Origin of the sequence: Microvirga pakistanensis (assembly GCF_004458765.1) — a bacterium.
Lineage (GTDB): Bacteria > Pseudomonadota > Alphaproteobacteria > Rhizobiales > Beijerinckiaceae > Microvirga > Microvirga pakistanensis.
In genome coordinates this window covers 1-16,879 of the sequence record NZ_SPJX01000491.1, presented here as the reverse complement: position 1 = coordinate 16,879, position 16,879 = coordinate 1, and the positions used below count along the sequence as shown (strand labels likewise).

Below are 16,879 nucleotides of genomic sequence, written 5' to 3'. Positions count from 1 at the left end.
GCCTAACGCTGCCTTCCCCTAGAGCCTCGCCCTTCGAGACGCCGCTTCGCGGCTCCTCAGGATGAGGTGTGTACTGTCAAAACTCAAAGCGCCTCGATGAAGGCGTCGATCCGGGACAGCGCCTGCTCGCTCATGGCGCTGTCGAAGCGGATGAACACGTGGCAGCCGCCCGGCCACAGGGCGAGATCGGTCCTGTTGCCGGCCGCCGCATAGCGGGAGGCCATGAAGAGCGTGTCATCGAGCAGCATGTCCTTCGTGCCGACCGAGAAGAGAGCCGGCGGCAATCCCCTGAGGTCCGCATGAAGCGGCGAGATGTCCGGATTGGTGCGGTCGCTCGCATGACCGACGAAGTTGTCGGCAAAAACCCTCACGTCGTTGGTGTTGAGGATCAGCCGCTCAGGGCCCCAGTGCCGCACGCTGGGAGTCAGGTTGAGATCGTAGCAGCCGGCGAACAGGTTCGCGCCCCGGAAAGGCGTAAGGCCGTGCCTGTCGCGCAGGCGCAGGAGCGTCACCGCGGACAGATGCGCGCCCGCCGATTCGCCCCCGATGAACAGGCGGGAGGTGCCGAACCGGCTCTCGGCCTCCCGGACAGCCCAGAGGGCGGCCGCCTCGCAATCGTCGGGACCGGCAGGGTAAGGATCCTCCGGCGCGAGCCGGTATTCCACCGAGACCACGGCGAGGCCGCAGCGCTCGGCCAAACGGTCGAGCCAGGGATCCTGCTCGTCCGCGGTGCCCCAGGTCCAGCCGCCGCCGTGGATGTGAAGATAGACGCCCCGCGGCCTTTCGGGAGCGATGATCCGCAGCGGGATCGGGCCTGCGGGCCCGTCGATCTCGATGACCTTGGCCCCGGGGCTCAGGGGCAGCAGCGGAAACGGCCCGAGCCCCTGGCGGCGCCGCTCCCGCACGACGGCCGGCGGCACGGACATGGGATCGGGAAGAGCCGAGAGCTTGGCGATGATGTCCGCGTTCTGGGCGCGGATCTCCTCGCTGATGGCGGCAGGGTCGAAGAGAGCGGGATCGATCATGGAAGGCTCGACAGGGTTGCGTTCATCATCGGCCCTTGCGATGAAGCACACGCTAATCCCCGCGTCCAGTGACGCTTTCTGACGAGATTGACGATATGTCCAACCTGACCCGGTTTCTCGGCGGCTCGCCCGGCTCCGTGCTGGCCAAGCTCATTTTCCTGTCGCTCCTCGTCGGCGCCTTCATGCACTACCTCGACATCACGCCGCTTGGGCTGATCGAGGGCCTGTTCAACTGGATCAGCTCCGTCCTCGACCTGAGCCTTGACACGGTGAAGGAGGTCGGCCTCTGGGTGGTCTACGGGGCCGTGATCGTGGTGCCGCTCTGGCTCCTGTCCAGGCTGTTCGGCCAGCGCTGACCAGAACGCAGCAACATGGACGGCTCGCTCAACGTCGCGCAGATCAAGGTCTCCCACCGGCGCCTGCTGGCCCTCGCCCTGCCCATGACCCTGTCGCATGTCACGACGCCCCTGCTGGGGCTCGTCGACGCGACGGTGATCGGGCGGCTGGGCGAAGCGCATCTTCTGGGGGCCGTGGCCTTGGGCGCCGTCATCTTCGACTTCGTGTTCTGGAGCTTCGGCTCTCTGCGCATGGCAACGGCGGGCCTCACCGCCCAGGCGACCGGCGCCGGTGACCGGCACGAGGTCGATCTGACGCTGGCCCGCGCCTTCCTGGTGGCAGGGATCACGGGCCTTCTCCTGATCCTGCTGCAATGGCCCATCGCGACCGCCGCCTTTTCCTTCGCCGGGGCGAGCGAAGCCGTCACGGATGCGCTCGCCATCTATTTCTACATTCGCATCTGGGCCGCACCGTTCACGCTGGCGAATTACGTCATCCTCGGCTCGACTCTGGGACGCGGGCGGACCGATCTCGGCCTGCTCCTGCAGGTGGCGATCAATGTCGCCAACGTCCTGCTCACCGCCGGCCTCGTGCTGATCTTCCACCTCGGCATCGCGGGTGCGGCCATCGGGACGGCCATCGCGGAGGTGCTGGGCGTGGGCCTCGGCATTTTGGTTCTGCGCCGCCTCGGCTCGAACCCGCTTTCCGTGACACGGGCCGAGGTGCTGAACCGCACCGCGATCCTGCAGACGCTCGCCATGAATCGGGACATCATAATCCGCAACGTGGCGCTGATCCTGGCCTTCTCGATCTTCAGCGCCTTGGGCGCACGTTCCGGCGATGTGACGCTCGCCGCGAACGCGGTGCTCTACAACATGTTTCTGATCGGCGGCTATTTCCTCGACGGCTTCGCCACCGCCGCCGAGACGCTCTGCGGCCAGAGCATCGGCGCACGCGACGAGCGCGGCTTCCGGCGCGCCATTCACCTGAGCCTCGGCTGGAGCCTCGGTTTCGGCCTCGCCGTCTCGGCGATCCTCCTGATCGGTGGCGGGCTGTTCATCGACTTCGTGTCGACCAATCCGGACGTGCGGGCCTATGCCCGCGAGTATCTGGTCTTCGCCGCCTTGACGCCCTTCGTCGGCGCTGCGGCTTTCGCCTTCGACGGCATCTATACGGGAGCGACGTGGACCAAGGCGATGCGCGATCTCATGGTCATCGCCTTCGCGGCCTATGGCCTCATCCTGCTGGCTGCGGGAAGCCTCGGCAACACCGCACTCTGGATTGCGCTGCTCATCTTCCTGGGCGCACGCGGCATCGGCCAAGCCGTTCTCTATCCGAAGCTGGCGAAGAAGACCTTCGCCAGCCTCCCTGAGGGTCGTCGGGATCAGAAGCGTCCCTGAGCCATCGCCGATGCATCGCGGCCGACGGCCTGCGGCAGCGACATCCTGTCCTGCGCGAGCTTTTCCAGAAGCCCGCGCTTGATGTCGCCGATCAGGCCGGGACCCTTGTAGACCATCGCGGAATAGAGCTGAACGAGGCTCGCTCCGGCGCGGATCTTGGCCCATGCCGCATCGGCGGAATCCACGCCACCGACGCCGATGAGCGGGATCCTGCGCTCGACCCGCAGGAAGGTTTCCGCGAGAATCCTGGTGGAGGGCACGAAGAGCGGCCTGCCGGACAGACCTCCGGTCTCGGCAGCAAGCGCCTTTTCCTTCAGGGTCTCGGGGCGCGCCACGGTGGTGTTGGAGACGGTGAGCCCGTCGATGTTGCGCTTGAGCGCCGTCGCCACGATGGCATCGAGGGTCTCGAGCGAGAGATCCGGGGCGATCTTCAGGAGAATGATCGTTTTCTTGCGGCCCTCGTCGGCCTTGTCACGGGCCTCGACGCTGCGGGCGAGCAGGTCGTCGAGGAACGCCTCCCCCTGCAGATCGCGCAGGCCGGGCGTATTGGGCGACGACACGTTGATGGTCAGGAAGTCGACAAGCCCGCAGAGTGTCTCGATGCAGGCGACGTAATCGGCAATGCGATCCGCCGAATCCTTGTTCGCGCCGATGTTCACGCCGACTACGCCGGGACGTCCCAGACGACGGGAGAGGCGTTCGCGCGCAACGTCCAGCCCGTCGCTGTTCAGACCGAAGCGATTGATGACGGCCTCATCGCGCGAAAGCCGGAACACGCGCGGGCGCGGATTGCCTTCCTGAGGCCTCGGCACGACGCCGCCGAGTTCCACGAAACCAAAGCCGAGGGACAGGAGCTGATCGGGCACCTCGCATTGCTTGTCGAAGCCCGCCGCAAGCCCCACGGGATTAGGGAAGCGGCGACCGAACACATCGACAGCCAATCGTGCATCGTCCCTCGGTGCGGGCGTCACGGGCATCAACGAGAGTGAGCGGATCGTCAGTTGGTGCGCCGTCTCCGCATCGAGTGCGTGCAGGGCAGGTCGTGCAAGTGAGAAAAGCGCACCGATCATGAATCGAGATCCGGAAAAACATGACGGCCGTCGGGACCGATCGGTAGCGGCTTTACCCACAGGACGTCGGATAAGGCAAGCGGCGCATACAGATGCGGGAAAAGATCGCCGCCCCGGGAAGGCTCATAGCGCAGAGCCGGACCGACTTTCTCGGCGTCGACCGCAATCAACAGGAGATCGCGCTGCCCCGCGAAGTGCCTATCCGCAGTTTCCCGAACCTGTTCCGCAGTGGAAAAATGGAGGTATCCATCCTGGATATCGATGGGCGCTCCCCTGAAGAAATGGGCTGCTTGCGCTTCGTGCCAAAGACTTTCCGGGCAAATTTTGTAGATGATCTGCATTGAATTCATGTGCCTAACCTCTGCTTCCGGAGCAACTCCTATTCGCCGGCATGCCTTGACTGGATCTTCCATGTTGCAAGAGTCATAGAACAACCTTAATTCCTAGGCATAAGTTCGCTTTCAGATTTATTCGCTTTTTGCGAAGGTTTGTACAATGTTATCTCACGAGCGCGTTTGGGCTGCCATTGATGCACTTGCCGCCCGCCATGGAATGACTGCATCCGGGTTGGCGCGCAAAGCCGGTCTCGATGCCACAAGTTTCAACAAATCAAAACGTGTCAGCCCTGAAGGCCGCGAGCGGTGGCCTTCGACGGAATCCATCTCCAAGATCCTTCGCGCCACGGGGGCAACGCTGGAGGATTTTCTGCGTCTCGTGGAACCTTCCGGATCATTGCGCCGCTCCATGCTCCCGATGATCGGCATGACTCAGGCCAGCGCCGGCAAGATCCTGACCGATGAGGGCCTTCCAACGGGCGGGCCGGGCTGGGATGAAATCGAATTCCCTGATTTCGGGCAGGAGAAGGTGTTTGCTCTCGAGGTGACGGGCGACACGATGGCGCCGCTCTATCGCGACGGCGATGTTCTCATCGTCTCGCCGACCGCGAGCCTGCGCAAGGGCGATCGCGTGGTGGTGTGCACGGCCACCGGTGAAATCGTCGCGCAGGAGCTCAAACGCCGCTCCGCCAAGACCCTGGAACTGTCGTCGCTGACCAAAGGGAGTGAAGACCGGGCGATCTCCACGGAGGAGATCGCCTGGATGGCCCGGATCATGTGGGCCCGTCAGTAAAGGCTCATTCTCGCGTCGTTTCCAGAGCATCGTTCCCTCTTCAGGATTGATGCGCTCTCCCGAAAGCGAGGCCACTTTTCACGTCCGATGCCCTAGCCCCGCGCTTTCAGAAAGGCCTCGTGCTCGCGCACGAGGTCGCCCGCCAGCGCCTTGGCGATGAGCGCGCGCGTTTCCCTCACCCCGTAGAGGGCCACGAACGAGCCGAAGCGCGGACCGCGCGGCTCGCCGAGCAGCACCTGATAGATCGTGTTGAACCACTCGATGGACACACCGGGACGCTCGGGTGTGGCCCCCTTGGCCTTGAGGTCCTGATAGCGCGGCTCGGCACGGCCCACGTTGTAGATCTCTTCCTGGATCGCCTCGGCGGTCGCGGGACGCTCGCCGCTTTCGAACGAGGCCAGTACGTCGCTCAGACGCTTCAGGGAAGCCGCCTCCACCTCGTCTGCCAGACGATAGGTCTTCTGCGGCTTCACGAAATCCTCGAAGTAGCGCACGGCGCGCTTCACGAGGCTGTCGAGGCGCGGGTGCGTCTCGGGCGACACGCCCGGCGCATAGCGGCGGATGAAGCCCCAGAGCACCGCCGGGTCTTCCGAGTTCGCCACGGCCACGAGGTTGAGGAGCATCGAGAACGAGATCGTCGTGCCGGGCTGATTGGCCCCGCCGGACGAAACGAGTTCGGGCGCGGGCGGCTCACCGGCATGGAGGTGCCAGACCGGATTCATCAGGCGTGTCTTGGCGTCCTGAGCCCGATACTTCTCCAGGAAGGTGAGGTAATCGTCCACCTGGCGCGGGATCACGTCGAAATAGAGCTTCTTCGCCTCGCGCGGCTTGTTGAACATGAAGAGCGCGAGACTGTCGGGTGTGCCGTAGGTCAGCCACTCGTCGATGGTGAGGCCATTGCCCTTGGACTTCGAGATCTTCTGGCCCTTCTCGTCGAGGAAGAGCTCGTAGTTGAAACCCTCCGGCGGAAGGCCGCCGAGCGCCTTGGCGATCTCACCGGAAAGCTTCACGCTGTCGATGAGATCCTTGCCGGCCATCTCGTAATCGACCCCGAGCGCCACCCAGCGCATGGCCCAATCGGGCTTCCACTGCAGCTTGGCATGGCCGCCCGTGACGGGCGTCTCGAAACGCTCGCCCGTGTCGGGATCCCGCCAGACGATCGTGCCGGCATCGAGCTTGCGCTCGTCGATTGCCACCTGCATCACGATGCCGGTCTTCGGGTGGACCGGCAGGAACGGCGAGTAGGATTGCTGACGCTCCTCGCGCAGGGACGGCAGCATGATCGCCATCACCGCATCATAGCGCTCGAGCACCGTGAGCAGCGTCCTGTCGAAAACGCCCGACCTGTAGCATTCGGTGGCCGACTTGAACTCGTAATCGAAACCGAAGGCATCCAGGAATTCGCGCAGGCGCGCATTGTTGTGATGGGCGAAGCTCTCATGCGTGCCGAACGGATCCGGCACCTGGGTCAGGGGCTTGCCGAGAGCGGACGCCACCAGTTCCTTGTTCGGGATGTTGTCCGGGACCTTGCGCAGGCCGTCCATGTCGTCCGAGAAGGCGACGAGGCGGGTCGGGATGCTGTCCCCGGTCAGAACGCGGAAGGCATGGCGCACCATGCTGGTCCGGGCCACCTCGCCGAAGGTGCCGATATGCGGCAGGCCCGAGGGCCCGTAGCCCGTTTCGAACAGAGCCTCCTTCTTGCCCGTCCGTTTGAGGCGCTCCACGAGCTTGCGGGCCTCTTCGAAAGGCCAGGCGGTCGCGGTCTGAGCGGCTTCAATCAGGGCAGGGTCGAGAGAAAGAGGTCGGGACATGGGCCTTGCTTCAAGGAGAACTGCTTCCGGAAGCGCGGCACACTAGAGCATCGGACCCGAAAGTGGAATGCACTTTCGGGACCCCACGACGCTCAGTCCCGCAACGGCGTATCTTGGAGCGGAGAAGGTTCGCAGAGGCCTCCGGAGCGCTGCAACGAGCCCTTGTGTCAGAAGGGACTGATCGGGAAGAACCGGAGGTAAAGCTCCGCATATTTGCCCTCCCTCCAGAGCTGCTGCAGGGCATAATCCAGCGCGCGGCGCAGGTTGTCGTCCTCGCTGCGCAGGACGAAGCCGATCCCCTCCCCGAAGAACCGGCTCTCGAGATAGGGCCCGCCTGCGAAGACGCAGCACCCGTCCGCATCCTCACCGCCGATCCACAAGGCGAGGCTGAGCCCATCGGCGAAGACGTAATCGATGCCGCCGGCCTTGAGAGCCGCCTCGGCCGCCGTGAGCTCCTGATAGGTCTTGAGGGTGGAGGATGGCATGAAGGCTTTGGCGAAGGCCTCGTGCGCCGTCCCCTCGACGACGCCGACGGTCTTGCCCTGGAGAGCCTTGGGCGAGAACGACGGCATGTCCTTGATCAGGGCGGACTTCGCGACGAGCCGCGCCGGAATTCTGAAGTAAGGGGCGGTCACCGAGAAGCGCCGGCGCAGATCCGCCGTCACCGGGACGGCTGCCGCGACCACATCGCCCTGCTTCTCGGCCAAGGCATCAAGCAGGGTATCGAAGCGGCGGACCTGAACGGTGCAGCTCAGGCTCAGCCTTTCGCAGGCCGCCCGCGCGAGTTCGACGGAGAAGCCGGTCGGGGCGCTGTCGAGGCCCGGGAAATGCAACGGCGGAAAATCGTCGTCGACCAGGAAGCGGATTGTGCGGTTGGCAGGGATGTCAGGGCGATCGAGCTGGGATTTGGGATCCCAGAAATTGGGCACCGTGACCGTCTGGGCCTGTGCGACGCCGCCCAGCGACAGGAGTGCCATCGCCCCCCAGGTCGAGACGTGAGCCCTGGTCCAGGGAAGCGTCTTGATCTTGCGCGAGAAGCGGGCGATCATCGATACAATGTAACACATCTTGAAGACGATACTCTCTTGCCCGTTGCTTCGCCAGTTTCACGAATACGCTGCGGGGGCGTTCATCGCCCATGAGGCAGGGTCTAGCGGAGCCGGCCCGGCAGTCAACAGCACTTCCTGTCGAGATCGGTTTTCTGGCGCATCACGGCTTGGCGCCCGCCACTCTGCAAAGGGCGGCTGCGATTGCCAAAGCGACCGGGGTCACAGCCGACGAAGCGCTTCTGAAGTATGGGCTCGTCGAGGAGCCGGTCTTCTACCGGGCTCTTGCCGCCGAGCTGCACCTTCCCTTTCTGGCCACCCCTCGCCTGTCGCCCGGAGCCCGCTATCCCGAAAGCATCCTGACAGGGCTTGCCCTATTGGCCGGCGGCAGCGGGTTCGTCATGGCTCCGCGAGGCGAGAGGCTGGCACGGCTTCTCAAAAATCCCCAGCCGCCGGGCGCCCTTGCGATCACCACACCGTCATCCCTGACCAAGTCCGTCCTGCGGACTCACGGCCGTCTGATCGCGCGTCGTGCGGCCCTTGAACTCCCTCATGTGGCCCCTGGCCTGTCCAGCTACAGCGGCGCGAGCACTCCACAGGTGGCGGCAGCCGTCCTGGTCGCCCTCTTCGCATCCTTCAGCATCGTCGCCAGCCCTCACGCCACCCTCGCCCTGCTCTGCTTGCTCGCGAGCCCGCTGTTTCTCTGCATCGTCGTGCTGCGCCTGGCGTCGTCGGTTCTCAGCAATCCCTTGCCTCCGCCTTGTTCCCAGGAACGGGCGAAGGACGCGTCGTTACCCGTCTATACGATCATCGCGGCGCTCTACCGGGAGAAGCAAGTTGCCGCGCGCCTTGTGGAAGCCCTCAAGCGGCTCGATTATCCCGCCGCCAAGCTCGATATCAAACTCGTGCTCGAGGCCGATGATCGCGAAACCATGGACGCCCTCAAGCGAGCAGAGCTGCCCGGAAACATCGAGATCATTGTCGCGCCCCCGGGTCAGCCGCGCACCAAGCCCCGCGCCCTCAACGTCGCCCTGCCGCTCGCCCGCGGTCGCTTCACGGTCGTCTACGATGCGGAGGATGTGCCGGATCGCGACCAATTGCGGCTGGCCGTTTCCTCGTTCTCGACCATGCCCGTGGATGTGGCCTGTCTCCAGGCGCGCCTGACGATCGACAACACGTACGATTCCTGGATCACGCGCCTTTTCACCATCGAATACGCGGCTTTGTTCGACGTGTTCAATCCTGGCCTGGCGGACATCGGCAGCCCGATCCCGCTTGGCGGCACGTCCAACCACTTCCGCACGGCGGTCCTCAGGAGGGTTCATGGATGGGATGCCTGGAACGTGACGGAGGATGCGGATCTCGGCCTGCGCCTGGCTCGGCTGGGGTATCGCGTGGCCGATCTTCCGTCCTCGACCCTCGAGGAGGCACCAAGCACGCTTGGCCGATGGTTTCGGCAACGCACGCGCTGGATGAAGGGATTTCTGCAGACCGGCATCTGCCACTCCCGCGATATGGCTTCGAGTCTTTCGCAGTTCGGCTTCTGGAGGTTTTATGCCGGAATGGCTCTGACCGCGGGAGCGATGTTGAGCGCCCTCGTCTATCCCGTTTGCACAGGGCTCTTCATCGTGCTGTGGCTGTCCGAGAGATCCTCCTCGCCATGGGCGGGCATCTGGTACGCGGGAAGCCTGACGATGTTCCTGTCGGGCATGAGCTCCATCTTTGTTCCGGCGCTGGTGGCGCTGCACCGCCGTGGCCTGTGGCGGCTCCTTCCCTGGCTCGCCCTGCTGCCGTTCTATTATGGCCTCGTCAGCCTTGCCGCATGGCGTGGTCTATGGGAATTCGGCACTGATCCCTTTCGCTGGAACAAGACCAGCCATGGCCTTGCGCGCACGTCGCGCTCCGGGACACTTCAGAAACACCAGGCCAAGGCGGCCGAGACCATGTCCTCGAAGATGGCGCCGCCGTAGCGCCACCAGAGCAATCCCCCCGATGCCGCGAGGCAGATGATCGCGGCCGCCACGAGAGCAAGGCCCGTGCGCCGCTCCGAGGTCGTGGGTTGCTCCGTGCCGATGCTCATCCGTGCCCATCCTCTCATGTCCGGGCCATGATCATAAGCCGAGTTCGCATGAAAAACGAGGCGGCTGATGCCGCCTCGCCGGAATGGAGAGCCTTAAGCCGCAGCCGCCTTCTTGGTCGGCCAGCCCAGCTCCACGAGCCGTGCCTTGGCGAAGTCGCGGATCTCGTCGCGAATGCCTTCCGGCAGGCCGGAGAGGAGCTTCTGCGTGTCGGCGTGAAGCATGAGATCCGTGACGGCGTTGATGGTCTTCGCCTTCTTGATCTTCTGCTTCAGCTCCTCTTCCCCATGGCCGTCGGCGGTCACCTCGACCTTGGTCTTCTCGGCCTCGGGGCGCTCGATCTCGGCAGGCTGCTCGGCGTATCCGGGACGGCTCTGCTTGAACTCGTCGGCCTCTTCCTCCGAATAGACGAAGCCATGCAGCTCGATGAGCTTGAGGATGACCCGGTCCTTCGCGCGCTTCTCGGCCATGGCGTAGACATAGGCCGCCTGCTTGCCGGAGACCCTGTAATTCACGCCGATCAGAGCCTCGCCGATCGACCATTCCACCCGCTCGCCCATGCGGCCCGTCACCTGGATGACGGCCTCGTCGCGCTCGGCGCGGATGATCTTCGGCTCGTCGAAGCTGATCTTCGCCTGGGCGGCAATGCGCTCGAGCGTCTTGTGATAAATCACCGCCGTGCCCTGGACGCGCCAGACGTTGCCGGCCATCGGCTCGTCGAATTTTGCAAGCACCTCGGCAATCTTCTTGTCTGCTGTATTCATCTCGTTCCTATCTCTCATTTGCCCGCAAAACCGGTACCACGCTCTTCTTCAGGCCTCCTCCGAAAGGCAGGGCGTTCGTTGTTTGTTCTATAGCAGATTCGACCCTCCGGGTCCAACCTACGCCCCCTGAACGGAGCGATAAAACCCTTTGACTTCAAAGGCTTAGTACCGGCGTCATTTTGCCTCAATACCTCCTTCGGCAGCGCTGGCGGTAAGGCTTTCGATGGATCGGGCCTGCCTCTTTGTGATTTGACTTCAAGGTCCATGTTCCATATTTGTTCTTTTGCCGGAGAGTAAAACTTGATCGAGCGCAAACGGCGCATTGTCCTCTCCTGCCGATCCATCACCCACAGGAGGCCCGATGTCAGCGCCAGCGATCCTCGACTTGTCCGACCGCCGCCCCGAGCGGCGCCAGGGGTCCCGGCGTGCGCAGAAGCGCCCGTCGACGCCGCTCAATCGCAACAGCCTCATTGCCGACTTTCTCGCGATCTGCGAGCTCGATCCCGAGATCGAGTCGCTAAGTGCGCCGGCCGATCCCGCGGAATTCGAGATCGGGGAGCGCAGGATCGAGCATATCGCCGATTTCGAGATCGTCCGGGACGGACAATCCCTTCTCGTCGACGTGCTGACGGACGAGGATCTTCTCACCCATCCCCTTCGCACAGCGGCGATCCACGGCCTCGTTTCCGAGGACGGGCGCCACTTCTCCATCGAGACGGCCGCGAGCATCCGCGCGGAGCCGCGCTTTACGACCGTGCGTCTCATTACGGCCTGCAAGCGCACGCCTGTAACGGCCGGCGACCGGGTTCGCATTCTTCACCAGCTCGACGAGGTCGGCACCATGCGTCTGGTGGATTGCGCAGGCGCGGTCATGAACACCCAGGACGGCGTCGCAGCCGTTTTGGCGCTTGCCTGCGAGGGATTGATCGCCGTCGATATCAGCTGCCCGATCCTGCCTGAAACGCAGGTTCGCAGGCGCCGCCTTCCCTACACGGATCCCTTTGCGTTCTAGAGCATTCTTCGGCGAAGTGGATCCGGCTCGCCGACCGAAAAATGCGGTACACCCAGGAAGGGAGATGATTCCACGCCAGTGGAACAGCTCTAAGACCCGGCGTGCCGCTCCACCGCCTCGCTCAGGAGCGAGCGCACGATGGCGCGCACGGCATCCGGCGTCTGGTCCTCGGCGAACTTCGCCTCGATCTCATCCCGCACGATGGAGCCGTCGCCGCTGCGTTTCAGCTCGGTCGAGGATTCCGCCTGCAGCAGCGTCACGAAGGCACTCTCCACCGCCCGCGCCACCGCGCCACCATCGGCGGCCTCCACGATCCGTCCCGTGAGGTCGAACACGTTGCGCTCGTGCGGCAGCTCCTGGGCTTCCAGGTCCCCGCCCGCGTCGAGGATCCAGGCGCGCGGAACGTGGTCTGCGAGATCCACCGACTGACGGTTGATGTTGCCGGGGTTCAGCCAGCGCGTGCGCCCGGCCAGCACGGCCTTCTGCGTCTTGTGGATGTGCCCGTTGATGAGCACGTCGCAGCCCTCCACCGCGAAGGGCGGCACTGCGCCCGGATAGCCGCCGTCGAAGGCGATGTCGTGATGGGTGAACCAGGCGTGCAGGTCGACCCCCGTGAAGGAGCCGCGCGCATCCGTGGGGATCGCCTGGCCGTAGGGCGTCATGCCCACGCCCAGACGCCGTCCGCCGATGTGGAACTCCGCCACGGGAGCGGACGTGGCCACCACATCGACCACGTCGCAGATCCCGAGCAGCGACAGGGTATCGCCGTCGGTGAGCGTTGTGTGCTGGATGTCGTGGTTGCCCACATTCACGAGCGGCCGGCGGCGAAAGCTCTTGAGAATGCGGATGAGCTGGTTCTTCAGCGCCTCGTCCGGCTCCACGGGCCGGTCGAACAGGTCTCCCAGGATGACAGGCGCCAGATCGCGCTCGTTGGCGATGGCGACGCAACGGTCGAGCTTGGCGAGCACGGCCTGCGGCCACACGGTGTCCCTGCGCCGCCCCGGGCGTCTTGATCCCACATGCGGGTCCCCGATGACGAGAAGCCCGTTGCAGGAAACGGGCGAGAGACGATCTCCGGACAGGATCATGCGGTCAGCCGCTCCGACGGCGAGGGATGAGAGGAATGGGCGTGGTGGTCCAGGAGGTTCTCCGGGCTCACCGGAGAGCCGCAGGTCGGGCACAGCCCGCCGGTCTCCTCGACGAAGCGCGCCATCTCGGCCTGCACGGATGCGATTCCTTCATCGATCTGCGCCACACGGCTTCTCGCGATGAGAGCGGCGCTGCGCAGATCGGCAAGGCGCTTCATCATGTTTTGTGCGTGGACCGTGCTTTCAAGAGCCGGGGCTTCATCGGGCAAGGAGCGGAGCGCGGCCAAGCGTGTCTGGCCCGAGGCCAGCTCCCTGCCGAGCTGAAGAACCTGGCGGCCGATCCGCTCCCGTTCACGGGCATGCTCGATCCGGCGCGTGAGATCGGCGATCCGATCCGGCGACGGCAGCGCACGGGTCGCCTCCACACGGGCCCGGGCCGCCGCGAGCTGACGGGCAAGCTGCGCCAGCCGCATCGCATGATCCTGCAGGTTCCGCAGACGGTCCGACCCGGCCGCGATCTGCCGCGCCTGCTCCCTCAGAGCGCTCAACCGGCCCTTCAGCGCACCGATGCCCTCGAGGCTTGCGAGCGTCTCCTGGAGAGAAGCCAGCTCCCGCTCGCCGTTGCGGACGGTGGCATTGTCGCGGGTGCAGCGCTCGCGATGGATCATCAGCATGTCGCGGATGTAGCTCGCCTCCTGCCCGATGGAGAGAACGGCCGAGCGTCGCGAAGCGGTTTCACCCAGGAGGAACACCGGAAACTTCTGATGCGCGATATGAACGTCGAGATCCTCCACCTTGGTGATGCGCATGAGATCGCCGACCCAGTCGGGCACATTGCGCCCGCCGGTTTCGTAGCGCATGCCCTTCTCCTCCACGATAGATCCATCCGCCTCGTGCAGGGACCAGATGTTCACAGGCGATCGGCGCGGCTGACGGGTGAAGCGCAAGATCCGCCTGCCCGCGACGCCGATCTCGACGATCGCGGATTTCGCGCCAGCCCGCACCAGGCTGTCGCGCGCCTCGCCGTAGAACACGGCCCGCAGCGCGCGGATGAAGGTGGATTTGCCGCGGTTGTTGGGTCCGATCAGCGCATTGACACCGGGGCTCAAGGGAAGCGTGGTGTCCCGGTAGGCCTGAACATTGACGAGGCGAATGAAGCGCAGGCCCGGCTGCGTGTCGTCCCAGGCCCCGCTGCAATCGGCGGATTGCACGTCGACGCCGCCGACCGGCTCGCCAACGATCCGCGCGATGTGAAATTTGTCGGAGAACTGGGACAGGTCGTGGTGGGACACGGCGAAGCACTGCACGCCGAGGCGTGCCGCCCCGTCCTCGAGGACCCTGTAGAAAGAGGAGACCCGATCCGGCGCGATCCAGCAATCGGCCTCGTCCAAGGCGAGGAAGCGCGCAACGTCCGCCTTGACGACCGCGATGAGCCGCAGCGCCATGCCGACCACGTTGGTGAGCGCGCCGCCGTTGTCCTCCAGCACATCCTCGAGCGTTCCGTCCGGGCGGCGCACGCAGATGTCGAGAGAGGCCAGGCCGCGCTCGGTCGACAGCTCCAGCGCGACCGGCTTCTCTCCGGGCAGCACCTCCTGCACGAGCGCCGTCAGCAAGGTCTCGAAGGCCGCAAGGTTGCGGCGGCTGGCGCTGCCGTGCACGGCCTCGATGAAGCCCTCGACCTCGTCCTTGACCGCAAGCCGCCCTTTCGCGAGCTCGATCTCGCGTGTCAGCTCCGCGAGGCGCAGCGCCATCGCATCGCGCCGCCCCTCCAGCCGCGCGAGAGAGGACCCTACACGGGCGAGGTCGTGTTCGATCGAGCGCTCCATCAACGCTCGTCTCCGAGCCGCCGCAGGCTCGTCTCGACGTCACGCAACGCGGCGTCGAATTCGTCGACGAGCTTCGCATTCTGCGCGGTGGCTGCTTCGATGAGGGCGCGGATCTCTACCTCGTCGTCGGTGCCGAGCTCGGCCCTTGCGAGCGCTTTCGCCTCGTCGAGATCGCGCGCCAGGCGCTCGACCTCGCCTTCCGCACGAATCCTGTCCGCCCGGAGCTTGTCGAAGGTTTTGCGCAGGGTTTCGAGACGCCTGAGGCTGTCCGATTCCAGGCGTGTCTGGCTCGTCATAGGCAAAAGCTCCGCTGTAGATGAATGGTCCAGCTTCAGTTTAGAACGGCGATATTTCGTCGCAACGTCTTCGTCTTATTTCGCTCTGGATTGAGGACCATCTCTTCAATCCCGCCATCCAGACCTCCACATAGGAGCGGTTACTCCAAGATTACAGTCCCAGCCAACGAACTTTGCTTGACACGCCACCGTCTGGCATTATGTTCTTGTTTTGTTCGCTCATCAAGCAGATGCTGCTTCGTGGGCAGCGCCCTTGGGCCGACGAAGCTCCAGGGCCAAGCAGGTTTCTGGACCAAGCAGGTTCTCGGGCCAAGTAGGCTCCGCGCCGGAAGGATGATGGTATGAGCGCCATGACGGATGTTCGCCCGATCTTCGAGAACGAGGAATGGCTCGTGACGGAGGATGGGCTCGAGCACAAGACGACCGGCTACTTCATCGAGCGCGAGAGTCTCGGCCAACGCCGGGAGGACGGCCTGTGGACGTGGCCGCTGCACATGGCCGAGAAAAGCTGGTGTGCCATGGCACCATTCGCGGAAGCCTTCTCCTGCGCGGCTTCCGTCTACCATGTCGAAACGGGCGCGGAGCTCGCACAGACATTCAAGGTGGCGCGCCGCGACATTTCAGCTTGGCCGCACGTGAGCCGCAACCTCGACCGCACCTCGCGAAACTCCTCTCCCGGGATGACGGAAGCCTTGCGAAATGAGGGTCAAACACCCATCTTCGTGGAGCCGGGTTTTACGGAGAAGTCCTTGCAGGACGAGGGTTTTCGCAAGCTCGACGATAGCTGGCGCATCCGCACTCCATCAGGCGCGCGCCCATTTTCGACAACCACACGCATCCGCTCTGCACGCTATGCCATGGAGAAGGCTCCGGCTCTCGCACGGCAGGCACCGTATCGAATTCGCAGGACGGGAACGAAGCTCGTTCGACTGCTGCAGGCAGCCTGGAACATAAGGTGATGTGAATGCCAAGCCTATGGCACGATGAGAGGTCCCTGCCCGGTTGGAGCGCTCCGCAAGGGGATGCTTCCCGCATGGATCTCTGCGCGCCCGAGACGGCCGAGGCGTTTGCCGAAAGCGTGATCGCCACCATCTGCCATGCGAGCGTCACGCCGAGCGTCGGCCGTCGCACGTTCGAGCGCTGCATGCGCGCGCTTGCATGCGGCTCGACCGCTCGCGTCGGCTTCCGCCACCCGGCCAAGGCTGACGCCATCGATCAGGTGTGGCGCGAGCGCGAGCAGCTCTTTCAAGACTACGCCGAAGCCGCGGACAAGCTGCGTTTCCTGAGCGCGCTTCCGGGGATCGGGCCGGTGACGAAACACTCCCTGGCGCGCCGCCTCGGCCTTCATGGCGAGCTTCGCGACAAGGCCGTTGCTTGAGCAAGAAACAACAAGAAGAAGAGGTTCAATTCATGTCGAAGGTCCGTGCAAGCGATGTCGGCTTCTGTGTTGTGGACGGCAACGCGAATGTCATCGCCGACACTCTCGTCCACCGTATCCGCGAAGCTGCCGTCGATATGGAAAGCCAGGTCAATCGCCTCTACCGGGGCCGTGAGGCCTATGATCTCAGCCAGGGCACGAAGGCCGATCTCGACAAGGCCATCGAGCAGCTGACCTACATGGCCCGCACCCTGCGCGAGGTTCAGAGCGAGCAGTCCAAGGTGGTCTATCTTCAGGCTGCCGAGTAACGGCAGGATCCACGGCAAGATCCGAGGAGCGGCGAACCTTCGCCGCTCTTTTCGTTTGGGACATGTGCTCCCCCCTTCTCCGCGCAGCCATCCCCCTCCCGTTCTTTAATCCTTGAGTTTTTTCAAGAACAAATGTAGAACAATAGGCGATGCCCGTTCGGGCAGGAGAGTGCAGCAGACCCGAACCGCGTTCGGGAGAGACGAACAGGAGGATGTCCGATGGCGGGCAGTGTGAACAAGGTGATCTTGGTGGGCAATCTGGGGCGTGACCCGGAGGTGCGGCGCCTGAACAACGGGGAGCCGGTGGTGAACC

At 64.3% G+C, this 16,879-nt stretch carries 19 protein-coding genes; 9 read left to right on the top strand and 10 right to left on the bottom strand.

The features are described 5' to 3' along the window. Positions 1-83: 83 nt before the first annotated feature. Positions 84-1,025 carry an alpha/beta hydrolase gene (locus E4K09_RS22110; protein WP_134499862.1) on the bottom strand — a complete coding sequence of 314 codons (942 nt, stop codon included), beginning with the start codon at positions 1,023-1,025 and terminating at the stop codon, positions 84-86. Between the two features lie 95 nt (positions 1,026-1,120). Here E4K09_RS22110 and E4K09_RS22105 point away from each other — a divergent pair, with 95 nt between their 5' ends. After that, the gene (locus E4K09_RS22105; RefSeq protein ID WP_134499861.1) at positions 1,121-1,381 is read left to right on the top strand and encodes a DUF6460 domain-containing protein; all 261 of its coding nucleotides are present in this window, start codon (positions 1,121-1,123) and stop codon (positions 1,379-1,381) included. A 15-nt stretch (positions 1,382-1,396) separates the two neighbouring features. Beyond that, a complete protein-coding gene (locus E4K09_RS22100) occupies positions 1,397-2,761 on the top strand; it encodes an MATE family efflux transporter (protein ID WP_134499860.1) in 1,365 nt (454 codons plus the stop codon). Here the strand turns inward: E4K09_RS22100 and E4K09_RS22095 are convergent. Both E4K09_RS22095 and E4K09_RS22090 read right to left on the bottom strand, forming a co-directional pair. Further along, a complete protein-coding gene (locus E4K09_RS22095; RefSeq protein ID WP_134499859.1) occupies positions 2,746-3,831 on the bottom strand; it encodes a quinone-dependent dihydroorotate dehydrogenase in 1,086 nt (361 codons plus the stop codon). The two genes, E4K09_RS22100 and E4K09_RS22095, sit on opposite strands and share 16 nt — an antisense overlap. Continuing rightward, complete coding sequence (locus E4K09_RS22090) at positions 3,828-4,172, bottom strand: DUF952 domain-containing protein (protein WP_134499905.1); 345 nt, start codon at positions 4,170-4,172, stop codon at positions 3,828-3,830. The genes E4K09_RS22095 and E4K09_RS22090 overlap by 4 nt, the downstream gene beginning before the upstream one ends. Positions 4,173-4,326: 154 nt before the next feature. On the opposite strand from E4K09_RS22090, the gene E4K09_RS22085 reads away from it, so the two are divergent. Next, positions 4,327-4,959 (top strand): S24 family peptidase, encoded by a 633-nt coding sequence (locus E4K09_RS22085; RefSeq protein WP_134499858.1) that lies wholly within the window; start codon positions 4,327-4,329, stop codon positions 4,957-4,959. A 92-nt stretch (positions 4,960-5,051) separates the two neighbouring features. On the opposite strand, the gene E4K09_RS22080 is transcribed toward E4K09_RS22085, so the two are convergent. Both E4K09_RS22080 and E4K09_RS22075 read right to left on the bottom strand, forming a co-directional pair. Beyond that, positions 5,052-6,770, bottom strand: a complete 1,719-nt coding sequence (locus E4K09_RS22080) for a lysine--tRNA ligase (RefSeq protein WP_134499857.1) — start codon at positions 6,768-6,770, stop codon at positions 5,052-5,054. A gap of 167 nt (positions 6,771-6,937) precedes the next feature. After that, entirely contained in the window at positions 6,938-7,747 is an 810-nt protein-coding gene (locus E4K09_RS22075; RefSeq protein WP_244610637.1) for a transporter substrate-binding domain-containing protein, read from the bottom strand. Positions 7,748-7,908: 161 nt separating this feature from the next. On the opposite strand from E4K09_RS22075, the gene E4K09_RS22070 reads away from it, so the two are divergent. Further along, positions 7,909-9,786: a glycosyltransferase gene (locus tag E4K09_RS22070; protein WP_134499856.1), complete on the top strand. Its 1,878-nt coding sequence runs from the start codon at positions 7,909-7,911 to the stop codon at positions 9,784-9,786. On the opposite strand, the gene E4K09_RS29340 is transcribed toward E4K09_RS22070, so the two are convergent. Together E4K09_RS29340 and E4K09_RS22065 are read right to left on the bottom strand one after the other, a co-directional pair. Next, entirely contained in the window at positions 9,729-9,896 is a 168-nt protein-coding gene (locus E4K09_RS29340; protein ID WP_166802445.1) for a hypothetical protein, read from the bottom strand. The two genes, E4K09_RS22070 and E4K09_RS29340, sit on opposite strands and share 58 nt — an antisense overlap. Before the next feature lie 93 nt (positions 9,897-9,989). Then, a complete protein-coding gene (locus E4K09_RS22065; protein ID WP_134499855.1) occupies positions 9,990-10,658 on the bottom strand; it encodes a trna delta -isopentenylpyrophosphate transferase in 669 nt (222 codons plus the stop codon). Positions 10,659-11,019: 361 nt separating this feature from the next. Between E4K09_RS22065 and E4K09_RS22060 the strand changes: the two genes are divergently transcribed. Continuing rightward, positions 11,020-11,670 (top strand): hypothetical protein, encoded by a 651-nt coding sequence (locus E4K09_RS22060; RefSeq protein WP_134499854.1) that lies wholly within the window; start codon positions 11,020-11,022, stop codon positions 11,668-11,670. Between the two features lie 89 nt (positions 11,671-11,759). Here E4K09_RS22060 and E4K09_RS22055 read toward each other — a convergent pair whose 3' ends face one another. From E4K09_RS22055 to E4K09_RS22045, 3 genes are read right to left on the bottom strand one after another with little or no spacing between them, the layout of a single operon-like run. After that, positions 11,760-12,758: a metallophosphoesterase family protein gene (locus E4K09_RS22055; RefSeq protein WP_134499853.1), complete on the bottom strand. Its 999-nt coding sequence runs from the start codon at positions 12,756-12,758 to the stop codon at positions 11,760-11,762. Next, complete coding sequence (locus tag E4K09_RS22050) at positions 12,755-14,584, bottom strand: AAA family ATPase (RefSeq protein ID WP_134499852.1); 1,830 nt, start codon at positions 14,582-14,584, stop codon at positions 12,755-12,757. The genes E4K09_RS22055 and E4K09_RS22050 overlap by 4 nt, the downstream gene beginning before the upstream one ends. After that, positions 14,584-14,880 carry a hypothetical protein gene (locus E4K09_RS22045; RefSeq protein WP_134499851.1) on the bottom strand — a complete coding sequence of 99 codons (297 nt, stop codon included), beginning with the start codon at positions 14,878-14,880 and terminating at the stop codon, positions 14,584-14,586. The genes E4K09_RS22050 and E4K09_RS22045 overlap by 1 nt, the downstream gene beginning before the upstream one ends. A 341-nt stretch (positions 14,881-15,221) precedes the next feature. On the opposite strand from E4K09_RS22045, the gene E4K09_RS22040 reads away from it, so the two are divergent. The 4 genes from E4K09_RS22040 to E4K09_RS22025 form a co-directional block, all read left to right on the top strand. Then, the gene (locus E4K09_RS22040) at positions 15,222-15,839 is read left to right on the top strand and encodes a hypothetical protein (RefSeq protein ID WP_134499850.1); all 618 of its coding nucleotides are present in this window, start codon (positions 15,222-15,224) and stop codon (positions 15,837-15,839) included. A 74-nt stretch (positions 15,840-15,913) separates the two neighbouring features. Then, on the top strand, positions 15,914-16,258 hold the full coding sequence (locus E4K09_RS22035) for a hypothetical protein (RefSeq protein WP_134499849.1): 345 nt from the start codon (positions 15,914-15,916) through the stop codon (positions 16,256-16,258). 32 nt (positions 16,259-16,290) lie between these two features. Beyond that, positions 16,291-16,566: a hypothetical protein gene (locus E4K09_RS22030; protein ID WP_134499848.1), complete on the top strand. Its 276-nt coding sequence runs from the start codon at positions 16,291-16,293 to the stop codon at positions 16,564-16,566. Positions 16,567-16,785: 219 nt separating this feature from the next. Beyond that, positions 16,786-16,879: single-stranded DNA-binding protein (locus E4K09_RS22025; RefSeq protein WP_166802353.1), on the top strand; the 94-nt coding region annotated here is incomplete at its 3' end.

Coding starts and splice junctions, on each gene's coding strand:
- E4K09_RS22110 (WP_134499862.1), bottom strand. CDS start 1,025: ATGATCGATCCCGCTCTCTTCGACCCTGCCGCCATCAGCGAGGAGATC.
- E4K09_RS22105 (WP_134499861.1), top strand. CDS start 1,121: ATGTCCAACCTGACCCGGTTTCTCGGCGGCTCGCCCGGCTCCGTGCTG.
- E4K09_RS22100 (WP_134499860.1), top strand. CDS start 1,397: ATGGACGGCTCGCTCAACGTCGCGCAGATCAAGGTCTCCCACCGGCGC.
- E4K09_RS22095 (WP_134499859.1), bottom strand. CDS start 3,831: ATGATCGGTGCGCTTTTCTCACTTGCACGACCTGCCCTGCACGCACTC.
- E4K09_RS22090 (WP_134499905.1), bottom strand. CDS start 4,172: ATGCAGATCATCTACAAAATTTGCCCGGAAAGTCTTTGGCACGAAGCG.
- E4K09_RS22085 (WP_134499858.1), top strand. CDS start 4,327: ATGTTATCTCACGAGCGCGTTTGGGCTGCCATTGATGCACTTGCCGCC.
- E4K09_RS22080 (WP_134499857.1), bottom strand. CDS start 6,770: ATGTCCCGACCTCTTTCTCTCGACCCTGCCCTGATTGAAGCCGCTCAG.
- E4K09_RS22075 (WP_244610637.1), bottom strand. CDS start 7,747: ATGGCACTCCTGTCGCTGGGCGGCGTCGCACAGGCCCAGACGGTCACG.
- E4K09_RS22070 (WP_134499856.1), top strand. CDS start 7,909: ATGAGGCAGGGTCTAGCGGAGCCGGCCCGGCAGTCAACAGCACTTCCT.
- E4K09_RS29340 (WP_166802445.1), bottom strand. CDS start 9,896: ATGAGCATCGGCACGGAGCAACCCACGACCTCGGAGCGGCGCACGGGC.
- E4K09_RS22065 (WP_134499855.1), bottom strand. CDS start 10,658: ATGAATACAGCAGACAAGAAGATTGCCGAGGTGCTTGCAAAATTCGAC.
- E4K09_RS22060 (WP_134499854.1), top strand. CDS start 11,020: ATGTCAGCGCCAGCGATCCTCGACTTGTCCGACCGCCGCCCCGAGCGG.
- E4K09_RS22055 (WP_134499853.1), bottom strand. CDS start 12,758: ATGATCCTGTCCGGAGATCGTCTCTCGCCCGTTTCCTGCAACGGGCTT.
- E4K09_RS22050 (WP_134499852.1), bottom strand. CDS start 14,584: ATGGAGCGCTCGATCGAACACGACCTCGCCCGTGTAGGGTCCTCTCTC.
- E4K09_RS22045 (WP_134499851.1), bottom strand. CDS start 14,880: ATGACGAGCCAGACACGCCTGGAATCGGACAGCCTCAGGCGTCTCGAA.
- E4K09_RS22040 (WP_134499850.1), top strand. CDS start 15,222: ATGAGCGCCATGACGGATGTTCGCCCGATCTTCGAGAACGAGGAATGG.
- E4K09_RS22035 (WP_134499849.1), top strand. CDS start 15,914: ATGGATCTCTGCGCGCCCGAGACGGCCGAGGCGTTTGCCGAAAGCGTG.
- E4K09_RS22030 (WP_134499848.1), top strand. CDS start 16,291: ATGTCGAAGGTCCGTGCAAGCGATGTCGGCTTCTGTGTTGTGGACGGC.